General features: G+C 36.0%; 20 protein-coding genes and 4 pseudogenes. 9 read left to right on the top strand and 15 right to left on the bottom strand.

All coding sequences use genetic code 11. The features are described 5' to 3' along the window. Positions 1–5 precede the first annotated feature (5 nt). Both AAGD74_RS04170 and secG read right to left on the bottom strand, forming a co-directional pair. Complete coding sequence (locus tag AAGD74_RS04170) at positions 6–1610, bottom strand: CTP synthase (RefSeq protein ID WP_341810540.1); 1605 nt, start codon at positions 1608–1610, stop codon at positions 6–8. Then, positions 1610–1930, bottom strand: coding sequence for a preprotein translocase subunit SecG (gene secG / locus AAGD74_RS04165; protein ID WP_010962615.1), 321 nt, complete (start codon positions 1928–1930; stop codon positions 1610–1612). The genes AAGD74_RS04170 and secG overlap by 1 nt, the downstream gene beginning before the upstream one ends. A gap of 144 nt (positions 1931–2074) precedes the next feature. On the opposite strand from secG, the pseudogene AAGD74_RS04160 reads away from it, so the two are divergent. After that, positions 2075–2449, top strand: a pseudogene (locus AAGD74_RS04160) (IS5-like element ISWpi1 family transposase); the annotation flags it as partial. A 22-nt stretch (positions 2450–2471) separates the two neighbouring features. On the opposite strand, the pseudogene AAGD74_RS04155 reads toward AAGD74_RS04160, so the two are convergent. After that, positions 2472–2888: pseudogene (locus AAGD74_RS04155) on the bottom strand (IS5-like element ISWpi1 family transposase); the annotation flags it as partial. Between the two features lie 57 nt (positions 2889–2945). On the opposite strand from AAGD74_RS04155, the pseudogene AAGD74_RS04150 reads away from it, so the two are divergent. The 3 genes and pseudogenes from AAGD74_RS04150 to AAGD74_RS04140 form a co-directional block, all read left to right on the top strand. Next, positions 2946–3890 (top strand): annotated as a pseudogene (locus tag AAGD74_RS04150) (IS481 family transposase); the annotation flags it as partial. A gap of 999 nt (positions 3891–4889) precedes the next feature. Further along, positions 4890–5564 carry an orotidine-5'-phosphate decarboxylase gene (gene pyrF, locus AAGD74_RS04145; protein WP_006279404.1) on the top strand — a complete coding sequence of 225 codons (675 nt, stop codon included), beginning with the start codon at positions 4890–4892 and terminating at the stop codon, positions 5562–5564. 49 nt (positions 5565–5613) lie between these two features. Beyond that, positions 5614–6279: a hypothetical protein gene (locus tag AAGD74_RS04140; RefSeq protein ID WP_341810539.1), complete on the top strand. Its 666-nt coding sequence runs from the start codon at positions 5614–5616 to the stop codon at positions 6277–6279. Here AAGD74_RS04140 and AAGD74_RS04135 read toward each other — a convergent pair. The 4 genes from AAGD74_RS04135 to AAGD74_RS04120 form a co-directional block, all read right to left on the bottom strand. Continuing rightward, positions 6234–7205, bottom strand: a complete 972-nt coding sequence (locus AAGD74_RS04135) for an IS481 family transposase (protein ID WP_341810538.1) — start codon at positions 7203–7205, stop codon at positions 6234–6236. The genes AAGD74_RS04140 and AAGD74_RS04135 overlap by 46 nt on opposite strands. Positions 7206–7336: 131 nt before the next feature. After that, a complete protein-coding gene (locus tag AAGD74_RS04130; protein WP_236514769.1) occupies positions 7337–8632 on the bottom strand; it encodes a Na+/H+ antiporter NhaC family protein in 1296 nt (431 codons plus the stop codon). 1123 nt (positions 8633–9755) lie between these two features. Further along, the gene (ccmA, locus tag AAGD74_RS04125; protein ID WP_006279892.1) at positions 9756–10379 is read right to left on the bottom strand and encodes a heme ABC exporter ATP-binding protein CcmA; all 624 of its coding nucleotides are present in this window, start codon (positions 10377–10379) and stop codon (positions 9756–9758) included. Between the two features lie 3 nt (positions 10380–10382). Then, positions 10383–10814: a hypothetical protein gene (locus tag AAGD74_RS04120; protein WP_341810537.1), complete on the bottom strand. Its 432-nt coding sequence runs from the start codon at positions 10812–10814 to the stop codon at positions 10383–10385. A 196-nt stretch (positions 10815–11010) separates the two neighbouring features. Here AAGD74_RS04120 and aspS point away from each other — a divergent pair, with 196 nt between their 5' ends. Together aspS and AAGD74_RS04110 are read left to right on the top strand one after the other, a co-directional pair. Beyond that, positions 11011–12813 carry an aspartate--tRNA ligase gene (gene aspS, locus AAGD74_RS04115; protein WP_006279890.1) on the top strand — a complete coding sequence of 601 codons (1803 nt, stop codon included), beginning with the start codon at positions 11011–11013 and terminating at the stop codon, positions 12811–12813. A gap of 61 nt (positions 12814–12874) precedes the next feature. Continuing rightward, entirely contained in the window at positions 12875–14137 is a 1263-nt protein-coding gene (locus AAGD74_RS04110) for an MFS transporter (RefSeq protein ID WP_236514771.1), read from the top strand. A 7-nt stretch (positions 14138–14144) separates the two neighbouring features. On the opposite strand, the gene AAGD74_RS04105 is transcribed toward AAGD74_RS04110, so the two are convergent. Both AAGD74_RS04105 and pdhA read right to left on the bottom strand, forming a co-directional pair. Continuing rightward, positions 14145–15068 carry an RluA family pseudouridine synthase gene (locus AAGD74_RS04105; protein WP_006279888.1) on the bottom strand — a complete coding sequence of 308 codons (924 nt, stop codon included), beginning with the start codon at positions 15066–15068 and terminating at the stop codon, positions 14145–14147. Between the two features lie 408 nt (positions 15069–15476). Further along, entirely contained in the window at positions 15477–16457 is a 981-nt protein-coding gene (pdhA, locus tag AAGD74_RS04100; RefSeq protein ID WP_006279887.1) for a pyruvate dehydrogenase (acetyl-transferring) E1 component subunit alpha, read from the bottom strand. Positions 16458–16512: 55 nt separating this feature from the next. On the opposite strand from pdhA, the gene hemJ reads away from it, so the two are divergent. Then, positions 16513–16941 carry a protoporphyrinogen oxidase HemJ gene (hemJ, locus tag AAGD74_RS04095; RefSeq protein ID WP_006279885.1) on the top strand — a complete coding sequence of 143 codons (429 nt, stop codon included), beginning with the start codon at positions 16513–16515 and terminating at the stop codon, positions 16939–16941. Positions 16942–17137: 196 nt separating this feature from the next. On the opposite strand, the gene AAGD74_RS04090 is transcribed toward hemJ, so the two are convergent. Then, complete coding sequence (locus AAGD74_RS04090) at positions 17138–17737, bottom strand: transposase (protein WP_341810536.1); 600 nt, start codon at positions 17735–17737, stop codon at positions 17138–17140. Beyond that, the gene (locus tag AAGD74_RS04085) at positions 17721–18050 is read right to left on the bottom strand and encodes a transposase (protein WP_007548762.1); all 330 of its coding nucleotides are present in this window, start codon (positions 18048–18050) and stop codon (positions 17721–17723) included. Before AAGD74_RS04085 ends, AAGD74_RS04090 begins: the two co-directional genes overlap by 17 nt. 142 nt (positions 18051–18192) lie before the next feature. On the opposite strand from AAGD74_RS04085, the gene miaB reads away from it, so the two are divergent. Next, entirely contained in the window at positions 18193–19512 is a 1320-nt protein-coding gene (miaB, locus tag AAGD74_RS04080; RefSeq protein WP_006279599.1) for a tRNA (N6-isopentenyl adenosine(37)-C2)-methylthiotransferase MiaB, read from the top strand. A 56-nt stretch (positions 19513–19568) separates the two neighbouring features. Here miaB and AAGD74_RS04075 read toward each other — a convergent pair whose 3' ends face one another. Both AAGD74_RS04075 and prfB read right to left on the bottom strand, forming a co-directional pair. Then, positions 19569–20951: an IS66-like element ISWen3 family transposase gene (locus tag AAGD74_RS04075; RefSeq protein WP_007548562.1), complete on the bottom strand. Its 1383-nt coding sequence runs from the start codon at positions 20949–20951 to the stop codon at positions 19569–19571. A 188-nt stretch (positions 20952–21139) separates the two neighbouring features. Further along, positions 21140–22244 (bottom strand): peptide chain release factor 2 gene (gene prfB, locus AAGD74_RS04070; RefSeq protein ID WP_141456981.1). Its coding sequence is split into 2 segments (ribosomal slippage): positions 21140–22168 and positions 22170–22244, totalling 1104 coding nucleotides; the frame shifts between segments, so codons are not numbered across the junction. A 153-nt stretch (positions 22245–22397) separates the two neighbouring features. Between prfB and mgtE the strand changes: the two genes are divergently transcribed. Then, positions 22398–23768, top strand: coding sequence for a magnesium transporter (mgtE, locus tag AAGD74_RS04065; protein ID WP_006280192.1), 1371 nt, complete (start codon positions 22398–22400; stop codon positions 23766–23768). A 202-nt stretch (positions 23769–23970) separates the two neighbouring features. Here the strand turns inward: mgtE and AAGD74_RS04060 are convergent. Continuing rightward, a pseudogene (locus AAGD74_RS04060) lies at positions 23971–24381 on the bottom strand (IS66 family transposase); the annotation flags it as partial. 25 nt (positions 24382–24406) lie between these two features. Beyond that, positions 24407–25239 (bottom strand): IS5-like element ISWpi1 family transposase gene (locus AAGD74_RS04055; protein ID WP_338482219.1). Its coding sequence is split into 2 segments (ribosomal slippage): positions 24407–24870 and positions 24870–25239, totalling 834 coding nucleotides; the frame shifts between segments, so codons are not numbered across the junction. Positions 25240–25287 lie beyond the last annotated feature (48 nt).

The raw sequence follows: 25287 nt of genomic DNA, 5'->3' as shown, positions 1-25287 counted from the left end.
GGCACTTATTTCTTATCAATTGCTGCTTTAACGAACGACACGAAAAGAGAATGAGGAGAAAACGGCTTTGATTGAAATTCTGGATGAAACTGCACACCAATAAACCACGGATGACTCTCTAACTCCACTGCCTCTATGCACGTTCCATCTTCTGATATGCCACTGCATAGCAGCCCATTTTTTTCCAAATCATCTTTATAATCTGAATTGATTATGTATCTATGCCTGTGTCTTTCTGAAATAGTAGTGTTACTATATGCATCCATCATTTTAGAGTTTGCATTTATATTACATTTGTATGCCCCAAGTCTCATGGTTCCACCAAGATCGTCATCTTGATCGCCAGCTAACTTAACGATTGGATGTTTACAGTTACGAAATTCTTCAGAGTGTGCATCTTCAAGCTTAACAACATTACGAGCAAATTCAATAATTGCAAGCTGCATACCAAGGCAAATTCCGAAAAATGGGATATTATTTGTACGGGCATAATTTATTGCTAATATTTTACCCTCTACTCCGTCATCACCAAACCCCCCTGGAACAAGGATTGCATGAGAATTCTGTAATTTCTCTCCTATAAGTTTTTCATTTATAGGTTTTTCTTCCTTCTCTCTTGAGTTAACCCAATTTATCTTTACTTTGACTTTATTACTAATCGCACCATGATTTAATGCTTCAATCAGTGATTTGTATGCATCAGGGAATTCGGTGTATTTTCCCACTATAGATACAGTAACTTCCTGTGTTGGGTGCCTTATGGAATGCACTATTTGATCCCATTCAGTCAAGCTTGGTTTTGGCTTACTTAAATGAAAGTGCTCCAAAATTTGCGTATCAAGCCCACATTGGCTATACAACACCGGTAACTCATATATATGACTCACATCAGGGGCAGGTATTACATTGGATAAAGAAACATTGCAAAGCTTAGCTATTTTCTCTCTTTGATTATCGAAAATTTCTTTCTCACTGCGGCATAATACAATATCTGGTTGTAACCCCGCGGAATTTAACTCTCGAACTGAATGCTGCGTTGGTTTTGTCTTTAATTCTTGCGCTGCGGTAAGATATGGTATTAAAGTTAAGTGAATCAGGATAACTCTTTGTTTTCCTAATGTGTAGTTAACTTGGCGTATAGCCTCCAAAAATGGTTGGCTTTCAATGTCACCTACAGTTCCGCCTATTTCACATATTACAAAATCTAAACCTTCCGTACCATTAAAAATGAACGATTTGATCAAATCTGTCACATGAGGAATGACTTGCACAGTTTTGCCCAGATAATCACCACGCCTCTCTTTCTTCAATAACTCATGATATATCTTACCAGTTGTTATATTGTCATCTTTTGTTGCTTTAATTCCAGTAAAACGCTCATAATGCCCAAGATCCAAATCAGTTTCAGCACCATCTTCGGTAACAAATACCTCTCCGTGCTGAGTTGGGTTCATTGTCCCAGGATCAATGTTGAGATACGGGTCAAGTTTTCTGATACGGATCTTAAAACCGTGAGCTTGAAGAAGCGCACCAACGCTTGAAGCAACTAAGCCTTTACCAAGCGACGATACAACTCCACCTGTAACAAAGATAAATTTAGCTTCCTTCATTAATTTTCAAATGGAACAGAAGTAGGTTCACTTTCTTGCTTTTTTTCTAATATAATTTTCTCTGCAATCGATTTTTTATGTACGTCTTTTGAATATAATCCTGACAATAGCAATGTGTTTATAATAAACAATCCAGCAACAATAGCCGTTATTCTGCTGAGCGGGTTTTCAGAAGATTTCACCGGAATCATCGAATTGACCCCCTGTTGTGTATTACTAAAACCACTTAATGAACTACTCCCAGGTGGCTGCAAGAGCACTAAAATTACTAACACAACAACCAATATTATTTGAAATATACTTAATACCGCTACTGACATTATAGATAGGGCTGAAAATAAAAATCTTAGCAGTACAAAGCACGTAAGTCAAGAACATCTGTCACCCAAATAACTTGAAATCTAAGAGGTTGTCCGGAAACAAGTAAAAGGCTATAATATCTGAAATTTTAGTACGGGGTAAAGATGAGAAAAAAGTATCCAACAGATCTAAGCGAAAGGGAATGGGCAAGAATAGAAAAACACTTCAGAGTATCATACAAGAAAGGAGGAAGGCCGCCAAAGTATAGCAAAAGAGAAATATTAGAAGCAATTTTCTATGTATTGCGTACAGGGTGTCAATGGCGGTATTTACCAAATGATTTTCCGCTATGGAAGACTGTGTATGAGCAGTTCAGGCAATGGAAGAAGCAGGGAATTTTTGAGAAAATGAATTATGAAATTACAAAATATAGTAGAAGAAAAATAGGAAGGAATGAGCAGCCGAGTGCCTGTATAGTAGATAGTCAATCTGTAAAGACTACAGAAAAGGGGGGATCAAAGGCTATGATGGAAGTAAGAGGTTGTCCGGAAACTAGTAAATTCAAGCATATTCCCTCTTTAACATAACCCTACTCATAGCTAGGTATATGAAATTCTCAGTGGATGTTGTGAGTAAATCATACTCCTTCGATAGCCTTCTATTCCTATTAACCCAAGCAAAAGTCCTTTCTACAACCCATCTTCTTGGCTGTACTTTAAACCCTTGTTCTCTTGTTGGTAGTAGCTCAGGTGGCGTATCTTTGTGCACCCAAAATCTACATGGAGGCCTTGTAACAATTTCAATATCTATGTCATATTCTTCCTTTATGTGATTCTTTAAATTTCTTCCTTGGTATCCCATGTCAGCCCACATTTTTTTAACTTTAGTATATTTTGTTCTCATATTGTTTAATGCTATTTTAATACCATCTCTATCATTTTCGTTAGCAGCGCCTACGTAACAACCTAGTATAAAACCCCCTTGTATGGTCCCAGAGAGTGATGGTATACTATCATCATCATTTAAGGAGTCATTATGGGACAGATATTACATGGGTGCGCCAAAACAACACAGACGATTCGTAGAGCAATACAAAATAGAAAAGAGAGCATAGCAAAACTCTCCAAGCATTATAACCTTAATCCAAAAACTATTATTAAGTGGAGAAAACGTTCATTTACGAAAGATGCTGATATGGGTCCAAAGCATCCAAGATCAACTGTTTTAACGCTAGAAGAGGAAGCTATAATAGTTACATTTCGCAAGTATACACTACTGCCACTAGATGATTGCCTTTACGCTCTGCAGTCTACAATTCCGCATTTGACTCGCTCTAGCTTGCATCGTTGTTTACAAAGACACAACATTAGCAGATTACCAACTGTTGATGGAGAAGTTAAGTCAAAAAAGAAATTCAAACAATATCCTATCGGTTACTTTCATATTGATATTGCTGAAGTTAGAACTGAGGAGGGCAAATTACATTTGTTTGTTGCTATTGATAGGACATCCAAATTTACCTATGTTGAGTTGTGTAACAGTGCTACAAAACCCATAGCTGCTGAGTTCTTACGTAATTTGATTAGAATTTTACCGTATAAAATCCATACTATTTTGACAGATAACGGTATACAATTTACAAACCAGAAGCGTCATAAGTATGCTTTCCAACATATATTTGATAGAGTTTGCGAAGAGAATGTTATTGAACATCGTTTGACAAAAGTTAGCCATCCTTGGACGAATGGGCAAGTCGAGCGTATGAATAAAACTTTAAAGGATGCTACAGTTAAGAAGTATTACTATCAATCGCACCAGCAACTTAAAGAACACCTTTATAACTTTGTTATGGCTTATAATTATGCAAAGAGACTCAAAACTCTTAAGGGTCTTACTCCTTATGAATTTATATGTTATCAGTGGACACAGTCTCCAGAATTATTTATACTAAATCCACACCATCACACTCTGGGACCATACAGAGCAAAAAGATTGGATCAGAAAGTAAATGAGTCAGAAGCTGAGAGAGAATCTCTTCTTGAAGAAAAAAAATCTTTAGAGAAAAAATTAGAAACAGCAAAGAATCGTACGTTTGAAATAGACAATGAATTGGACAAAACAAGAAATGAGCAGGAAGAGAAATTAAAACTTGAAATCTTATGTTTGAAGAAACAGTTGGAAGAAAGAAGTAGATTTATTGCAAAGCTGAAGATGGAAGTGGATGATAATAAACATTTAGAGCTAGAGAATAAGGGGTTGAATGATAGAATAGAAACGTTACGTGAAGTACAAAAGGCACTACGTGAGAAAAAACATGAACTTAGTGAAAAAGTAGAGGCATTGAATAAGGAAAAAAATAAACTTTCTAAAGAAGTAGAGGAATTACGTGAAGAACAAGAAAGGCTGCATGCAAACTTAGATAAGCTACAATGTAAAATTAAAGAGGTCAACAAAGAAAAGAAAAATTTATCTAAAGAATTAAAAGAGAAATTTGAAGAGTTAGATGAAGCAAATGGTTTAATTAAAAATCAATCTTTTGAGTTAGATGGGATAAGAAAAGATTGTAATAATGAAGTAAAAAGTTTAAGAAATTCACTTTTAGAACGAGACAGTCAAATAGAAGATTTTTTGAAAGAGAAAGAAAAACAAGTGAATTTTGCGCAACTGTTGATAAGATGCGTAACAGACAATATAGAAGAACCAATAAGAAATAATGATGGAAAAGCAATATTAGATACGATTCAAATATTAAAGTCTGCGTTACAAGGAGAAATTGCACGGCTTTTGCCAGACGAAACGCCTTCTTCTTCGCTGGAAGATCTTGGATATGAATCATTATTTGTCAGTCGCTCATCCACCCCGACCAAGTTGCCAAATTCACTATTGACAGAATCTTATGAACGCAGTCAGTTCAATCAGAGTGAAAGTATTTGCAAAACACAACAATGAGTCTTATTATAAGATAAATCATGCAAGATAATGAACCCAATAATATGCGCACTGGATACACAAGACTTAAATAAGGCTATTTCTCTAGCTAATGCTCTGCGTGGTAAAGTTGGCATGGTAAAGCTGGGATTAGAATTTTTTGCTGCTCAAGGTCTTTCTGGAGTGCAAGAAGTTGCAAAATGCAATGTACCAATTTTTTTAGATCTGAAATTGCATGACATTCCAAACACTGTAGCCAAAACAGTTGAAGTAATAAAAGTTCTGAACGTTGAAATGTTAACTCTGCACATCAGCGGTGGGACAAAAATGCTTGAAGAAGCGCTAAGTGTAGTGCAAGGCACAAAAATAAAGCTGATTGGAGTGACAGTGCTAACTAGTATGAGCAATGAGGATTTAAACGAGCTTGGAGTAGCAAGAGAGGCAAAATCACAGGTAATTTTGCTTGCAAAGCTTGCAAAAAAGATTGGACTCCATGGAATAGTCTGTTCTGCACTAGAAGCTCAAGAAGTGCGCCGAGAGTGCGGTGAAGACTTTAAAATTATTACTCCAGGAATTCGTATAGATCCAGGTCATGACGACCAAAAAAGAACAGCAACGCCAAAAGAAGCAATAAATTCAGGAGCTGATTATATCGTCATTGGCAGACCCATTACAAAAACTACAAGTAGTGCGGAGCTAATATTGAAATCCATGAAAGAATTTTAATATAATAACTTAATTTATAAAAATACTAACATATTAATTAGGAATAAGCATGAGTAATATCAATAGAATAATACGCGAAGTAATCAAGGAATTCCGCTCAAAATTACCAGATAAGGAAATAGAGGAATATTCTGGCAAATTGAATAAGCTACATATCTACCAGTGCAATAAGCATATAATAGAAAATAAGAAGCTATATCATTATACAATAAATGGGAAAACCCATGCTATGGATCAGCATGGGCATAATTTTGTCAAGAGTTTAGAAGTTATCTTGAGGAATAAGCCACAAATTTCCTTAGAAGAGGTAATTGATTTTATGGAAAAAATAATTAATTTTGGTCTTGATAGTTGTTATGGAGCATTTGAGATGATATTTGAATCTCGCTCTGGTGTTACAATAGATGATGCAGTTAATTTTGTAAAAGATAGCTTATCTAGTAAATTTTATAGATTCCATGGCAGTGGGATTTTCAAAGTAATATTAGAACTTAATCCAGAGAGCTCTCTTGAAGAGATAGAGAAACAATTTAGCAAAGTAGTAGATCCTTACTTTCTTAATGCTTGGAGTCGAGAAAGTGAAAGGGCTTTTGCTAAGATATGTAGGTTATGTAGAGAAGGACATGTGGAGAATATGCAGAAATTTGATTTTAGCAATTTTAATTTAGATCAAGATAGTGCTGGAGCATTAAGAGTGTATGGTCCCAGAGTGTGATGGTGTGGATTTAGTATAAATAATTCTGGAGACTGTGTCCACTGATAACATATAAATTCATAAGGAGTAAGACCCTTAAGAGTTTTGAGTCTCTTTGCATAATTATAAGCCATAACAAAGTTATAAAGGTGTTCTTTAAGTTGCTGGTGCGATTGATAGTAATACTTCTTAACTGTAGCATCCTTTAAAGTTTTATTCATACGCTCGACTTGCCCATTCGTCCAAGGATGGCTAACTTTTGTCAAACGATGTTCAATAACATTCTCTTCGCAAACTCTATCAAATATATGTTGGAAAGCATACTTATGACGCTTCTGGTTTGTAAATTGTATACCGTTATCTGTCAAAATAGTATGGATTTTATACGGTAAAATTCTAATCAAATTACGTAAGAACTCAGCAGCTATGGGTTTTGTAGCACTGTTACACAACTCAACATAGGTAAATTTGGATGTCCTATCAATAGCAACAAACAAATGTAATTTGCCCTCCTCAGTTCTAACTTCAGCAATATCAATATGAAAGTAACCGATAGGATATTGTTTGAATTTCTTTTTTGACTTAACTTCTCCATCAACAGTTGGTAATCTGCTAATGTTGTGTCTTTGTAAACAACGATGCAAGCTAGAGCGAGTCAAATGCGGAATTGTAGACTGCAGAGCGTAAAGGCAATCATCTAGTGGCAGTAGTGTATACTTGCGAAATGTAACTATTATAGCTTCCTCTTCTAGCGTTAAAACAGTTGATCTTGGATGCTTTGGACCCATATCAGCATCTTTCGTAAATGAACGTTTTCTCCACTTAATAATAGTTTTTGGATTAAGGTTATAATGCTTGGAGAGTTTTGCTATGCTCTCTTTTCTATTTTGTATTGCTCTACGAATCGTCTGTGTTGTTTTGGCGCACCCATGTAATATCTGTCCCATAATGACTCCTTAAATGATGATGATAGTATACCATCACTCTCTGGGACCATACATAGCTTCAGTTTCATGATAAGGGGGTTGGCGAAGGGTGTCAAGTAATTCCGTTCCTTATGGGTAAAAAAAGAGAAACTCTAAGTTGCAGCCGCACAATGTTTCTCTTTTCTGCTGTTGATGATTATTTCGCCTATTGTAACTGCCGCTAGAATAAAGCAATAATATACCTGTGTTAATAAAGAAATAGGTGATACAAAAGCTATACTCCCTGCTAGCAATAGTTGGGAACCATAAGGTAAGATACCTTTTGTAGCACAAGCAAAAACATCTAATAAGTATGCGCTGCGATGTGGCGCAATACTGTGTTTTTGTGCAAGCCTTTTTGCAATGCCACCACTTAGTAAAATAGCAATGGTATTATTGGCAACTAAGGTAGTAAACATAGACGCAATTCCTGCTATCACAAATTCAGCTTTAGTTTTTGTGATATTGCTTTCATCGATGAGTTTATGCAACGCTTTTTGACCTTGCTTGTACATTATATGGCTCAATCCACCGATAAATAGAGCAAATATCACTATTTCGTTTACTTTTTTGAAACCGTCATACACGTCATGAGGAAATTGAATGATAGCATAGTCAAAAAAAGTTATTCCTAGCACACCAGCAATAATTATGTTTATAGTTATTGTTACTAAAGTGGCGACTTCAAGCAGCCCCATGATTATTAAAGAAATGTAAGGAATAATTTTTATTATAGAATAATAATCTAAATTTGATATAGAAATAATTTTTGTACTATTTGAGGCAACTGCTAGGTAGATGAGTGTTATAATGCTGGCAATAAGTGCAACTTTAGAGTTCATTTTAAGTTTATCTTTTGCTGAAGCTTCCTGTGAAGAAACAGATGCAATGGTGGTATCAGATATCATCGAAAGGTTATCGCCAAACACGGCACCACCTACTACAGTTGCAGTTCCTATTTCGAGACCAAAAGCTCCACTTTTTGCCAGATTAACAGCTATAGGTACCATCAGCGCAACAACTCCCATAGATGTGCCAATTGCAGTTGAAATAAAAGCAGAAGCCAAAAATACTCCAGGCAGCAGTAATCTTGCTGGAAGGAAATTAAGAATTAAATTAGCAACAGTGTCTGCGCTACCGATTGATTGAGTCACCGCAGAAAATGCTCCAGAAAATAAAAAAATTAAACACATAGTAAGGGTGTTTTTGTCACCCATGCCCTTGATAACAGTATCGATGTTATGCTGAATTTTATTTGTACCACGTGAGACAGCAAAAAATAGTGCTGGTAATAAGCAGATTACTGGTGAAACCTGATGAAGTGGATTATCAGTTCCGATAAAAGAAAAATAAGCACCACTTCCAAGATACAAGATTAAAAAAATAATCAAGGGGACAAAAGCTGTCATTTTACTGTACCTAAACTTATAACTATAACTAATTAAGTGGTTTTAAGCAAGTTTGGTTTTCACTAGTTCTACAGGAAGTCAATAGCAGAGTTTTAAACTTCATATTTAATCTACTAAATAAATAGCACATGTAGCTTATTGCTTGACAATAGGATCTAATTGTTGTCTAGATTCCAGCATCACGCGCACAACTGTACGAACATTTGTTTGCGAAGAAATGTTATAGCTGGTTTTGCTTCAAACACAAAGATATCATCCGAGTAGCTGAATACTTGGATCCAGAAAATTTTGCTGCGAGTAAGCAAATTTTTTTGGTGAGCATAGAAAGTGGAATGTGTAAGCGCAGCCTCAACAGGTTGTCATCCAAGTAGCTGACTACTTGGATCCAGCTGAGTTGGTGAGTATAAAAGTATAGCTAACGCGAGCTCTACGTCATACCGCCGCAGAATAATTAACCGTCATACCGCGATTCATTCGCAGTATCCCTTCGCGGTATCCCTTAGCCGCTAACAAGCAGCGGGATGACGAGCTTATCGTCATGCCACCGCGAACCGTCATACCGCGATTCATTCGCGGTATCTCAGCCGCTAACAAGAGATCCCGCTAACACGTAGCGGGATGACGGTTGTCGTTTAGCCATAAACATTAAGGAATTTACCAAATGAAAAAAAAGGCAAAAGAAGCCCCGTGGTTGGCTAATTACTTACATTATACTTTCAAGTATGGCGTTTTTTTATTCTAAACGCTTAATAACCGCGATTTAGCTGCTTTTTAATGCAACTAACCTTTAGTCATAAATGTTTAAGAAATTTACTAAACAGAAAAAAAGGCAAAAGAAACCCTAGGGTAGCTAATTATTCACTATCCATTTTTTAAGTTGGCGTTTTTTGATGTTTTAAATGCTTTATAAGCGCATTTCAGCTTGTATAGGTAAAAACCTAGAAATTTGATAAAGACATAGAGTGCACATAGTGCAAAAAATTAAACATGAGACGCCAGATACGTGAGTTTTTTTGTCATTTAATCTGTACAGAGAAGATAAATAAATAGCTTCAGTTTCATGATAAGGAGGCTGGCGGAGTTTGTCAAGTAAGTTTTTATTTCTAGCGGTTGTTGCCAAAAACTATACAAGAAGTCTATTGAAATCGCGTATATCAATCGTTGTAAAATCACACAATTGCTCTGTAGAGCTATGCCCTGTAATAATTACTATACCATTTTGCTCAGAGCGTATTGAGATTAGGTTCAGCACTAATTCACACGTTGCACTATCAAGATTACAAAATGGTTCATCTATCAGCCAAACGCTTGCATTAGAAATCAAGAGGCGAGCAAGTGCAACTCTTCTTCTCCAGCCTGCAGAAAGTTCGCCATATCTAATATTAAGTACAGGCTGCAACTGCAAACAACAAATAGCTGCCACAATCAGTTCTCTAGTATTTCGTATTCCTGCCCAGAATTCTACGTTTTGAGCAACAGTTAAGCTGTCCTTGCAGGCATTCTTATGGCCTATATAGACCATAGAAGATATATAGGATTTTGGATCATCATATATATCTTTTCCGCAGTGCCTTATATTGCCTGATACCGGCGGTAAAAGTCCAGATAAACTTCTAATTAAGCTGGTTTTACCACTACCATTTGGACCAGTGATTAGAATCTTTGATTTTAGCTCAGCTTTAAAACTGAGATTTTTAAATAATACTTTGTTATTACGAGCGCAGGATAAATTTTCACATTCAAGCATGGATTATCTGCCCTCCCCCTTATGTTTACCTTGAGTTGAAGCCTGAGCTTTAACAAACAGCTCCCAAAATCCTTTCTGTCCGCCTTCTCTATGTATCAATTGTGCAAAACGCTGCATTAAACCATTACCCATCATAACCATCTTTGTCCATTTACCTACCGGTTTTGCTATGTCAACTATTTCTGGATCTTCTTTATAAACTTGCACATCTTTTTGTTTCTCGCGTAGCGTTTCTTGTTGTTTCAGCAACTCTTTTTGCTTATTTTTTTGATATAATTCATTGAATTTTCTGTCTTCTTCCCACTCTTCTTTAAAAACTTTTCTAGGAAATATGATTTTTCTAATGCGATTTTTGTATATTTTTCTCAAAAAGAGAAATACTGCAGCTACAGCAAGTAATGTTACGCTATATAATATGATCTGTGTAAGTGGCATTTCCTGTATCTAATTCATTAAAAACACCCTTGCTATTATACCATAATTATAGAAATTGTGCAATTTTTTTGCGGGTAAAGACAATATAAAAGCAGTACTGCTCTATTTCGAAAATTGCGCAAATATCTGACGAACGGGCTTGTATGTAATAAGGTTTATTTCTATACTTCTTAAAGAATTTAGAAGTAAAACAAATATGAACTGCTGTAAAACTCATACGTGCAATGAACTGAGGAAGAACGACGTAGAAAAGGAAGTTACCCTTTCTGGATGGTTATATCGTAAGCGCGACCATGGTAACCTAATTTTTGTTGATTTAAGGGACTTCTACGGAATCACTCAGCTAGTATTTAATAATGACAAAGACTTTTTTGATGAGATATCAAATTTAAAATTGGAGAGTGTAATTACTGTTACAGGAATAGTTGAAGCTAGAACTGAAGATACGGTAAACAGCTCTATTTCTACCGGAGAAATCGAGGTGATAGTCAACAATTTGCGCGTTGAGTCGGAAGTTGAGTTCCACTTTGATGAAGAAATAGCAAAAGAAGAAAGAAGTATATTGGCAAGCATTACCGGCGAGCAAGAATACCCAGAAAACATGAGATTTAAATATCGATTTCTTGACTTAAGACGTGAAAAAGTCCGCAACAATATTATTTTGCGCTCACAAATTATTGCAGAGCTCCGCAAGCTCATGATAGAGCGAGGATTTTTAGAGATTCAAACTCCAATACTCACTGCTTCCTCTCCTGAAGGAGCACGCGACTACCTAGTGCCAAGCAGGCTAAATCCTGGCAAGTTCTATGCATTGCCACAAGCTCCGCAGATTTTCAAACAGTTGCTCATGGTCTCAGGGTTTGATAAATATTTCCAAATCGCACCGTGTTTTCGTGATGAAGATGCAAGGGCTGACCGCTCTCCTGGGGAATTTTACCAGCTAGACCTTGAAATGTCTTTTGTGACTCAAGAGGACATATTTGACGTTATTGAATCTGCTTTATATAAAGTGTTCGCCAAATTTTCTCGCAAGTCTGTCGATAAAGATTTTCCACGCATTACATACAAAGAGGCAATGCTTAAGTATGGTTCTGACAAGCCAGATTTGCGTAATCCACTATTAATCAGCGATGTTACAGAAATTTTCCGTGATTCAGGGTTCAATATTTTCAAAAGCAATATTGAGCGTGGTATGGTAGTGAGAGCCATCCCTGCACCTAAAACAGCAGAGGAACCACGCAGCTTCTTTGATAAAAAGATAGAACATGCGCAAAAAGAATTCGGTGCTAAGGGTCTCGGATATATAACGTTTGATAAAGATGGAACTGCGAAAGGCCCAATTGCTAAATTTCTTGATGAAAATAGGCTAAACCACATAAGAGAAGCAACAAACATAGAGCCAGGAGATAGTGTATTTTTTGCTTCTGACAAAGAGAATGAGGCGGCAAACATTGCAGGAAAAGTACGCACTCTTTTAGGGTCAGAACTCAGTCTTATAGATGATAATATCTTCAAGTTTTGTTGGATCATTGATTTTCCATATTTTGTATATGACGATAAAAGTAAAAAAATAGATTTCTTTCATAACCCATTTTCTATGCCACACGGTGGTCTGAAAGATTTAGAGGAAAAGAATCCACTCGATATCCTTGCTTACCAGTATGATCTTGTTTGCAATGGAATAGAACTATCAAGTGGGGCAATTCGCAATAACAAACTGGATATCATGTATAAAGCTTTCGCCATTGCAGGCTATAGTAAAGAAGAAGTTGATACAAAATTCGGTGCACTTGTACGTGCATTCAGATTTGGTGTTCCTCCTCATGGTGGAATAGCACCAGGGGTTGATAGAATAGTTATGCTGCTTGCTGATGAGCCAAATATTCGTGAAGTAATCTGTTTTCCTATGAACCAGCAAGGTGAAGATGTTCTAATGGGTGCTCCTTCCAAGGTGGAGGATAAGCATTTACGTGAATTATCCTTGAAGGTTATTGAATGAAAAATTTTATAGCAAGGAGCACCGGTTAATGATATATTAGGTTATGTTAAATTGAAAGACCATGAATAATATCCAAAAAGCAATACTATCGGGCATGATCTGTAACATGATTGTGTGGTATGAACTCACTCTTTTTGGAGTATTAACAGATACAATCATCAACGTTTTTTTCCCATCAGAAGATCATTATTTGAGTACACTCAAATTCCTTGGTGTTTTTGCAATTGGTTTTGCGTTTAGACCAATTGGTGCAGTAATTTTTGGTTATATGGGAGATAAGTATGGCAGAAGAAAGACTTTACTTACTTCAGTAATATTAATTTCAATATCATCCACAATTATGGGAATTATACCTGGGTATAAAGAAATAGGGTTGCTTTCACCTGTATTGCTTGTGTTTTGTAGAATAGTGCAAGGAATAACTGCAGGAGGTGAAACAAGCATTAATACAGCATTTACGATAGAGCATTCAAAAGATAAAAAAAATCTAGGTTTCTTAGGAAGTATGAAGCCCTTTAGCGGAGCCCTTGGAACGCTCTTATGCATAACAATGATATTTATCTGCAAAAGAGTTACAGGTGAGAACTATGAAATATGGGGATGGAAGTTGCTTTTTTATTTTTGCTTTTTTTTGGGGACAATAGGTTTTTTAACTAGGTACATATTAAAAGAAAGCTTAGCATATAAAACTAATAAGTACGCTAATAATTTAGCACATTCACCATTGTTAGAACTAGTAAGAAACTATAAAAGACCGCTTATTATTTCAATCAATCTCGGAATTGCTCAGAATGCAATTGTCTACGCAGCAATAATGTTTTATAATATATCAATAAAAGAGCTAGTTATTTTATCTATTAGTGTTAAAGATTTAATGAGGATAGTAGTACAGGTTGTATTTGCAGCATCTGCGGTACTTTTTGCAATTTTATCTGATAAAGTTGGAAGAAAACGCGTAATGATTCCTGTACTGATTATGCTATCTCTGATTGGTACATGTGTATTACCATTATTATCTTCCGTTAACCACTATGTCGTAATAATAACTTACTTATTGATTACTATACCAGTAGGTGCATCTTTTGGAATATATGGCTCTGTTATTTGTGAACTGTTTCCAACAAAAGTAAGATGCACTGGCGTAAGCTTAGCAAATAATATATCTGCAGGAATTTTTGGTGGCCTTTCTCCATACATATGCATGTGGCTTATAGAAAAAACCGAAACAAAACTTGCAGCAGGCATTTATCTTACTGCCTGCGCATTAATTAGCCTAATATCTGTGCTTCAAATTAAAGCCAAAGACAGAAAAGTTGATTGGTGAAATCGTTTCAGTCGAAAAATAGCGCTTCAATGGATTTTTCGATGTGTTTAGTGATAGGAGCGGTGATAGTGATTTCTTTATTGTTTGGCAGTTTTAAAGATAAAGAATGCGAATGAAGGTGAATTTTATTTGCTATCCCATCAATAAAAGCTTTTTTACCACCATATTTACCGTCACCAAGAATAGGGCAATTTATATGAGCTAAATGTGCACGTAACTGATGGGTTCTGCCGGTAATTGGTTGTAATTTTAAATAAGCAACATTGTGTTTGGATTTTGCTATAATTGAAAAATGCGTAGTGGCATTCTGAGGTGAATTTTCATCAACGACCACTTTTTCTTGACCTGAAACATATTTTTTCACCAATGGATAGTCTATTGTTCCACTATCCTTGCTCGGTATGCCAGAAGTTAATGCTAAATAAGTTTTTTTTACTCTTCGTCCTTTAAATTCTTCCATAAGGTATCTGGCAACATTAGCGTTGCGTGCGAATATTATCACTCCACTCGTATCTCTATCTAGCCTATGGACAATTTTAAATGTTTCTCCCTCTCTTATTTGGTCAAGCAAATCACTCATGCTAATCTTTACTTTTACGCCACCTTGAACGATGACCCCTGCGGGTTTGTTTATAGCTAGTATATATTCGTCTTCATATAATATGTTCTCTCTTAGTAGATTCACTAACTTTTCATTATATTTGCGATCAGAATTAGCGTTTTCAATATAATTCAAGTGCTTCAGCGTTATAGTTTGCCCAGAATTTACTCTATCACTGGACTTTGCTTTGCAATCATCAACTTTGATTAATCCTTTCCTTAAAGATTTTTCAATTACAGATTGCTTTAGATCAGGAAAGATTCTTCTGATGTACCTATCCAGCCTAACGTTATCGTCTTCTATTAATATGGTTTTTATACTTTGTAGCATTCCATTATTTATAATGAATATCTAGTGAAATGTCAATTATTGGTGTCATTCCAGTGTCAAGCACTGGAATGACACCGAAGGGGCTACTGCCGTCATAAAGGAACCAGTGTCAGCTACTCGGATGACAGGAGAAGGAGACTACTGAGATGACAGCTAGCCTGACAACCGTCATCCCGCTGCTTGTTAGCGGGATCTAGAGATACCGCGAATGAATCGCGGTATGACGGTTCGCGGCGGCATGACGTAGAGCTTGCGTTAGCTATACTTTTATACTCACCAACTCAGCTGGATCCAAGTAGTCGGAGCACTGGGATGACAAAAAAAGGAGGGCACTTGGATGACGGGAGAAGGAGCTATTTGGATGACATCGTTTACTATACAATGTTTGTACAGTTCTGGATAAAAAAATTAGCTAACAAATTTATAAACATCAGTATACAGCTCATCAACGCTTGGTTCTTTACTATTTTTGGCAAAATCTTCCGACTTTTTTACTAAATCACGTATTTCCTTATCAATTACTTTGCACTCTTCTTCTGAAGCCATTTTATTATCTGTCATGTATTTCTTTAAAGTGCTTATAGGGTCATGATTTTGCTTCATATCTTCAACTTCTTCTTTTAAGCGATAAGTAGCAGGATCTGACATTGAGTGACCGCGATATCGATATGTCTTCATTTCAAGCAGGATAGGCCCTTTTCCGCTGCGTGTGTGTTCCGCTGCTTCGCTTGTAGCCTCATAAACAGAGAAAAAATCCATTCCATCAACTTGTTTTCCAGGAATACCAAAACTTTCTCCTCTTTTATATAACTCTGTTACTAAAGTTGATCTTTGCACGGAGGTTCCCATTGCGTATTCATTATTTTCTATGATGTAAACCACAGGCAACTCCCACAAAGATGCCATATTAAACGATTCATATACTTGTCCTTGATTTGCAGCACCGTCGCCAAAATATGTAAATACCACATTATCTTTTTTCTTATATTTATTAGCAAATGCTATTCCTGTGCCAATTGGAACTTGTGCTCCCACTATTCCATGCCCGCCGAAGAATTTTTTTTCAACGTCAAATACGTGCATCGAACCACCTTTACCTTTCGAGCATCCTGTTTCTTTGCCGGTAAGCTCTGCCATTACAACATTTGGATCAGAATCACATGCGAGCATTAAGCCATGGTCTCTATAACTTGTGATAAAAGCGTCACCTAATTTTGATGCAGCTTGAGTTCCAACTGCAACTGCTTCTTGTCCTATTGATAGGTGACAGAACCCGCCTATTAATCCCATCCCATATAATTGTCCTGCTTTTTCCTCAAATCTGCGTATGAGTAGCATTTTCCTGTAGAATCCAATTATCTGTTCTTTAGTGAAATTTTCTGCTTTCATATCGATTTCTTTTTCATTAAACTAACACAATACTAGGAATTTTAAATTTTTGCTAATGAACTATTACCACTGGCTTGAGGCTTTTCATGTTATCTCTGTTATCATGTGGATGGCAGGTATGCTTTATTTACCCAGGCTTTATGTCTACCATGCAACTGTAAAACCGGGATCGGAAAATGATAGCTTGCTTCAAACAATGGAAAAGAGGCTACTTAGACATATCATAAACCCTGCAATGCTTTTCTCACTTGGTCTTGGAATTACACTAATGGTTATTAGGGAAGCATATCGTGAAGGATGGTTTCATGTAAAAGCATTTGCAATACTTTTGATGTTAATTATTCATATGCTACTTGCAAAATATAGGAAAAATTTTGCAATGGGTTCGAATAAGAAGTCACATATTTATTTTCGCGTTTTAAATGAAGCAGTTACAGTATTGATAATAGTTATAGTTATTATGGTTGTTGTAAAACCTTTTTGACTGACCTTACCCAAAAAAAAGCAGAAAGCTCGTATCTGTTCAGATGCATGGCTAATGTACAATACTGAAATAAAAATTCCAGTGCTCCCTTTCTTGTCATCCCAGTGCTTGACACTGGGATGGCTTTGTTGCATCGCTCTTCGGATAGTAGGTAACGTACAATAAATTCATGAAGCTATCTCAAACTTAGCCATGCCTATTTCAGTAAATTTGTTAAGCAAATAACATTTAGTTCCCTCTCACGATTCATTTCAGATTTGTTCCTAAAACTAAATCCAAATGTCTTTTTTAATCGCGAGAAAAAACCTTCTATATAAGATCTTTTTCCATAACTCATCTCTTTTTTCCACTTCTTTATACCATCTTCATCATATGACTTTATGAGCTTGACTGCAGAATTTCTCTCAGCCATATAGTCTAACTTTGGATGCTCTGCTGCGTTGTTTTTCGGAGGAATTTTCGTTTTTATACCATATTGATTACACAGCTTATAGAGCTTTTCTCTGTCATATGCCCTATCTGCATATAGTACTTTTATGACATACTGAAAATCGACTTCTTTTAGCAAATCACAAGCTCCATAGTGATCAGAGTAGACACCGTTACTGTATTTTACAGCTATGGCTTTTTTGCTGTTTGTATTCAACATTACATGCAATTTTCTTGTCTGTTCATAGCTGCGATACTTTCTATCTTCGCTATTTTCTTTGCTATGACCAGGAGTGTTGTTGTATATACTAATTCCTGTACTGTCTATAGCAATTTCGATATCTTCCATATTATTTTCTGCAATCATTGATCTTAATATTGAGTTTCTTAAACCTTCTTGATGATTGTGAATAGCTGATAACTTGCAAATTTTTCCCAATTTGCTCAAGGTATCCTGCTATAAACCCAACTGTTTGCCTCAGGCCTATTCTAAATAAACAAGTTATTATGTGCACCAAAATTACAACTTTATCGCTATAAATATTGTTGCCACCTGGTATTTTTGGACCATTCTCGTACCACTTTTCTATGGCTTCGTTGATATAATGAAAAATATTTCCTCTTTTTTCTAGAAATTTGTTATATTCGCTATGGTTACTGACCCTCATTTTTTGTGGCATATTTTTTCTTCAACAGTTAAATCGCTATTTTATAATGAATTTTGTCAAAATCTATTGTGCTAGCAAGTTCACTAGCGTCACGCGCTGGTCTGTTAGACATTTACGTGTAGGGTGAAGAAATTTTGAAAAAGACATACCAAATATGAAAGGCCTATATATTAAAACTTACGGCTGTCAGATGAACGTTTATGACTCCGTTTTAATGGAAAATGTAATTAAACCTTTGGGGTTCAACGTTGTTAGTGATGCAGGGAAAGCCGATTTAGTGATACTGAATACTTGTCACATTAGAGAGAAGGCAGCAGAAAAACTTTACTCAGAGCTTGGGAAGATTCATTCGTTACGAAAAGAAATGACTATAGTGGTGGCTGGGTGTGTAGCGCAAGCAGAGGGAGAAGAAGTGTTCAGAAGGGCTCCTTTTGTTGATATTGTTGTTGGTCCGCAGAGTATCGCTACCTTACCGGAGCTGATAGTCAAAGCAAGCAGAAGTAAAGGTCATGTAATAAACACTGATTTTCCTGAAGTTGCAAAGTTTGATAAATTGCCAGATGAATGCTATGGCAATAGCCAGGGGTCTTCTGCGTTTCTTGCCATACAAGAGGGTTGTGATAAATTTTGTACGTTTTGTGTAGTGCCCTATACTCGTGGAGCTGAGTATTCACGGCCAGTGAATGAAATATTTCATGAAGCATTGAAATTAGTTGCAAATGGGGCAAATGAGATCAATTTGCTTGGTCAGAACGTCAATGCTTACCATGGGGAGTGCGAAGGGGAAGTGTGGGATTTAGGAAAATTAATTAGTCATATTGCTAAAATTGAAAAGCTAGAGAGGATTCGTTATACAACTTCTCATCCAAGAGATATGCATGAATCTCTCTACTTGGCACATGCGGAAGAGCCAAAGCTCATGCCGTTTGTTCACCTACCTGTGCAGTCTGGTTCGAATAAAATATTGCACGCGATGAACAGGAAACACACTGCAGAGGAGTATTTGGAAATAATAGACAGATTTCGCAAATTGAAACCTGAAATCGAATTTTCTTCTGATTTTATTGTTGGTTTTCCTGGAGAAACCGAAAAAGATTTTGAAGAAACTATGAAATTAGTAGAAAAAGTTAGATATGCTCAGGCTTATAGTTTTAAATACAGCCCAAGACCAGGCACACCGGGAGCGGAAAGAAAAGATCAAGTACCAGAAGAGGTTAAAACAGAGCGCCTTCTTCGTTTACAGAAATTAATTAGTAAGCAACAACTTGAGTTTAACCAGAGTATGGTAGGTAAAACTATACCTGTTCTGTTTAGCGATAAAAAAGGTAAACACCAAAACCAAATTATTGGTAAAAGCCCATATATGCAATCAGTGTGCATTGATGATTCTGAAGATAAATACAGGGACAAAATAGTAAATGTGAAAGTGTTGGAAGCTCGGCAGAGTAGTTTGCTGGGGTGTGCATTTCACTGATTTTAAGCAGCGTTAAATATAAATCTTAAGCAAAGGTATCCGTTCAGGAGAGTGGTTTAAGAAACAATAGATAGGAGATTTTGGAAAGGATTGAGACCCCTTTGTTTCCAAGTTAAGTATAATGAAATTATCCGCTCAAGGAATGTATTTCCCCGCTTTGATTGTGTAAAATATGAGTTTTTGCGATAAACGACATAATGCCGAATTTGCCGTTCAGCGTGGTTATTTGTCAGCGGAATATTTTCTGGGTCATCTAAAAATTTCCACATCATTCTTTCAGATCTCAGAACATTTTTTGCAACTCGAGAGGCTCCAATTGCTTCAGGTAAACGAGATATCTCCTTCAAGTAATACTTTGTACGTTTTCTTAATTTTCTGGCACGTCTGACAAACCTCAAAACATCTATCTCACTTTTTAGTAAAGCTTTTTTTAGTGCAAATAATTCAGTGGCCACGTTTCTCAAGTAACAACCCAGAACTTTAACTTCAATATTCCAACTATGTGCTAATCTTTCAAAATCTCTTGATAAATGTGCCCAACAGATTTGCCTGTTTTTATCGGCAAAATAATTGTATGCTGCATACCTGTCAGTTATTACCAAGCTATTGCGATTGCAGAATTTACTATTTTGTAAAACTTTCATTCCTCTTGACTCTGTAAATTTTACAAAACTTGCCGTATTGCTTGCAAACATCCAACACCAAGCGAGTTTACCTTTGTTATAATGGCTCGTTTCATCAATATGTAGAACTTTACTCCTACTTATCTCTTGTTCGATCTGCTCATACATTTTTTTGCATTTTGAAGCAACTCTATGTTCACTATTTGATATGCTACCGACGCTTATGTTCAAATTGAAGATATCATTTACGACACTCGCTATTTCGCGTTTTGAATTTTTGTAGAATCCGCTGAACGCTGCAATTATTGACTTAACCCTTGGACCAAATGTATCTGGCGTAACACCTTCTGGTAACTTGCTACTTCTTCTCTTTCCGCATCTCCGACAACGGCCATGTTCTAACTGATATTCCACTACATAAGGCTTGATTTCTGGAAGATCAACTTTCTGATGAATATATGGTTTTTCACATATTGCAATTTCTCCTCCGCATTCGCAAGTATTAGGCAACTCTATCTTTACTACTTTATCTGCATCCATGTTGGCGCGAAAACTTCCTTTATGACCAACCTGACCGCCAATATTCCTTTCGCTTTTCGGCTTATTCTTTTTTATTTTATACAACTCTTTGGAACTTGGTATTGATGAATTTTTTGAGCTTAAACCGAGTCTTTCTCTTAACTCAGCATTTTCTATCTTTAAAGCCTTATTTTCTGCTTTTAAACTTTCATTCTCTTTTTCCAATCTTTCTATTTTTGCTTCTAACCTTTCTATTTTTTGCTGTAAATTTTTGCAAAGTTCTAAAAGGTTTACCATATTACTTCACTTTTGCTCTATGATTATCTTTTTAGATCACCTTGTCTACCTTATTCTGCCACTCCGCTGAACGGATACATATTTCTTCCCATTGCTTATAGTTCATTGCAATAACTTTACCTCTAATTTTAAATAGTATTTTTAATTATCACCTATCACAGCAAGTAAAGTCAACTCCAAATGAATTCTTAATTTTGCTTAGTAAGCACACTAACTATGAAACAATCTATATTACCATCAAAAACAGAATTTATATTGCCCACTTCATGTCCGGTTCTTAAATCCTTCACCATTTGATATGGATGCATAACGTACGATCTGATCTGATTGCCCCAGCCTATATCGCATTTTTTACCATATTCTTCAGCCATCTTTTGTTCTTTCTTTTCCAGTTCAATTTGGTATAAACGTCCTTTAAGTAATTTCAATGCCTCATCTTTATTTCTGTGTTGAGAACGACCATTTTGGCATTGAACTACAACACCAGTTGGAATATGCGTAATGCGTACTGCACTTTCAGTTTTGTTCACATGCTGACCGCCTGCTCCGGAAGCACGATAGGTGTCGATCTTTAGATCCTTTTCATCCACAGCAATATCAATTGAATCTTCTATCACTGGAGTTACTCCTACACTTGCAAAACTGGTATGACGTTTACCATTTGCATCAAATGGCGATATTCTAACCAGCCTGTGAATTCCACTTTCACTTTTTGCCCACCCATAAGCTTTTTCTCCAACGATTTTTATCATTGCAGACTTTATACCAACTGACTCTCCTTCTAATTTTTCTACAACTTCAACTTTAAAGTTGTGATAAATTTCTGCCCACCTTATATACATGCGCATCAGCATTTCAGCCCAATCATTGCTCTCGGTTCCGCCAGCTCCTGAGTGGATTTCTAAAAAGCAGTTATTATTATCTGCTTCACCAGTAAATAAGGACTCTGTTTCTTTATACTTGATTAATTTCTCTAGCTTAGCTAATTCATTTTCAACTTCAGAGAAAAATTCCTCATCATTTTCATCAATAGCAGACTTCATTAAGCTGATGGCATCGTTGTAATCGCTTTCCAGCTTTAAAAACGACTCTACGTCATTCTTAATTTTAGAACGTTCTTTTAAAACTTCTTGTGCTTTTTGGTTATCTTGCCATAGGTCATCATTCGACGCTTGGGAGTCAAGCTCTTCAAGACGCAACTTTAATTTTTCTATGTCAAAGACACCTCCTGATAAGAGAAATACTTTTATTTAAGCTTTGAAAGTGTTCAAGAATTTCTGGATAAGTTTTCATTATACTTTAGATTTTAATATATTTACTATCAATAACAATAACAGTAAACAAAATAGAAATTTAACCATATGATAGTTAATTTAAATAATTTCATTATACTTTAATGTTTAAGGAAATCAAGCGCGTATATTTATTAAAAAACAAGGTAAAGTAATGAATATTGAAATAAGTTCCCATTATGGTTTAGACAAAAAGGCTATTGATGACTTAATAGAGTCACTTGATAACGAGGAGCTAGAGAATGTTCGTAATATTGTAAAAACGATAGACAGTGTTCAGTTAGCTTATTTTTTATCTACTTCGATCAGTGATCACAGGGAGAAATTAGTTAATATCCTCGATCAACATTTGTTAAGTGATGCCCTAGTGCATGTAGTGCCAGATTTACAAATAGAGATCATAGAAACATTGGGAATAGAAAATACAGCAAAGTTACTAATGCTCCTTGATGTAGAAGATATAGTAACCATAGTGAAAGATTTAGATAGAAAGTCTGTAGAAAATATACTTTACTATTTGCCCAGCAAAACTCAGAAATCGGTAGAGGAGTTGCTATCATATCCAGAAGAAAGTGCAGGAAGGTTAATACATAAAGATATGGTTATAGCTCCATATTATTGGACAATAAATCAACTGACAGAATTTGTGTGCAACTATAAAAAAATACCAGAAAAATTTCACCAGATATTCATTATCAACTCAAAATTAGAGCCTATAGGCAGTGTTAATTTAAATAAGGTAATATCTCACTCAGGAGACACAATAATAAAAGAGATAATGGATCATGACATAAAAATCATTAAAACTGGAATAGACCAAGAGGAAGTAGCAAGAATATTTAAAGATTACTCTCTATTATCGGCTCCGGTAGTAAATAAGAATGGTAAAATTATTGGTGTGATCTTAATTGAAGATGTGATAAAAGTTGTTCAACAAGAAACAGAAGAGGATGTACTCAAAATAAGCGGTGTATCTTCTAAAGCCGATATAAATGCCCCTATACATAAAACTATAATTAAAAGGCTACCTTGGTTACTGTTTAACCTCTTAGCTGCAACAATGTGTTCCATAGTAGTTGGCTTTTTCGATGATGTAATAAAAAGTTTTATAGTGCTGCCAATAATCATGCCGATAATTGCATCAATGAGCGGAAATGCAGGATCCCAAACAGTAACGCTAACCATCCGGGCAATCGCAACAAAATATCTAACTGAGCAAAATGCAAAAAGAATACTGATGAAAGAATTTTTAATAGGTCTTATAAACGGGGTGATCTTATCTACTATTTCATTAGTAGTGTTAGCAATAAGGTTTCACAACTTCAAAGTGGAGATGATTTTTGTGGTCTCCATGATTATGATGTCAATTATTGCAACGTTCATCGGAACTTTCATTCCTATAATGCTTCATCGCTTAAAGTCTGACCCTGCCGTTTCTTCTTCAATCCTAACATCGGCAACAACTGATATTCTCTCAGCTTTTATATTTCTTGGTTTAGCTACGATCTTTTTATTAAATAGCTAATACTATCTATAGCTATACCGCCGCGAACCGTCATGCCGCGATTCATTCGCGGTATCTCTTAGCATAGATCCCGCTAACAAGTAGCGGGATGACGAGAAAGGGGCTACTTGGATGACATTCTTCCTGGTGTGCCCAAATCACAATGTTCGTACATCTGTGGATTTATTCGCGGTATAGATATGTATCCGTTCAGGAGAGTGGTTTAAGAAACAATAGATAGGAGATTTTGGAAAGGATTGAGACCCCTTTGTTTCCAAGTTAAGTATAATGAAATTATCCGCTCAAGGAATGTATTTCCCCGCTTTGATTGTGTAAAATATGAGTTTTTGCGATAAACGACATAATGCCGAATTTGCCGTTCAGCGTGGTTATTTGTCAGCGGAATATTTTCTGGGTCATCTAAAAATTTCCACATCATTCTTTCAGATCTCAGAACATTTTTTGCAACTCGAGAGGCTCCAATTGCTTCAGGTAAACGAGATATCTCCTTCAAGTAATACTTTGTACGTTTTCTTAATTTTCTGGCACGTCTGACAAACCTCAAAACATCTATCTCACTTTTTAGTAAAGCTTTTTTTAGTGCAAATAATTCAGTGGCCACGTTTCTCAAGTAAGAGGTTGTCCGGAAACTAGTAAATTCAAGCATATTCCCTCTTTAACATAACCCTACTCATAGCTAGGTATATGAAATTCTCAGTGGATGTTGTGAGTAAATCATACTCCTTCGATAGCCTTCTATTCCTATTAACCCAAGCAAAAGTCCTTTCTACAACCCATCTTCTTGGCTGTACTTTAAACCCTTGTTCTCTTGTTGGTAGTAGCTCAGGTGGCGTATCTTTGTGCACCCAAAATCTACATGGAGGCCTTGTAACAATTTCAATATCTATGTCATATTCTTCCTTTGTGTGATTCTTTAAATTTCTTCCTTGGTATCCCATGTCAGCCCACATTTTTTTAACTTTAGTATATTTTGTTCTCATATTGTTTAATGCTATTTTAATACCATCTCTATCATTTTCGTTAGCAGCGCCTACGTAACAACCTAGTATAAAACCCTGAGTGTCTGTAATTATATGCCTTTTTCTACCCTTTACTTTTTTACTTCCATCATAGCCTTTGATCCCCCCTTTTCTGTAGTCTTTACAGATTGACTATCTACTATACAGGCACTCGGCTGCTCATTCCTTCCTATTTTTCTTCTACTATATTTTGTAATTTCATAATTCATTTTCTCAAAAATTCCCTGCTTCTTCCATTGCCTGAACTGCTCATACACAGTCTTCCATAGCGGAAAATCATTTGGTAAATACCGCCATTGACACCCTGTACGCAATACATAGAAAATTGCTTCTAATATTTCTCTTTTGCTATACTTTGGCGGCCTTCCTCCTTTCTTGTATGATACTCTGAAGTGTTTTTCTATTCTTGCCCATTCCCTTTCGCTTAGATCTGTTGGATACTTTTTTCTCATCTTTACCCCGTACTAAAATTTCAGATATTATAGCCTTTTACTTGTTTC

This window comes from Wolbachia endosymbiont (group A) of Campoletis raptor (genome assembly GCF_964026755.1).
GTDB classification, from domain to species: domain Bacteria; phylum Pseudomonadota; class Alphaproteobacteria; order Rickettsiales; family Anaplasmataceae; genus Wolbachia; species Wolbachia pipientis.
This window is presented reverse-complemented; position numbering and strand designations above follow the sequence as displayed.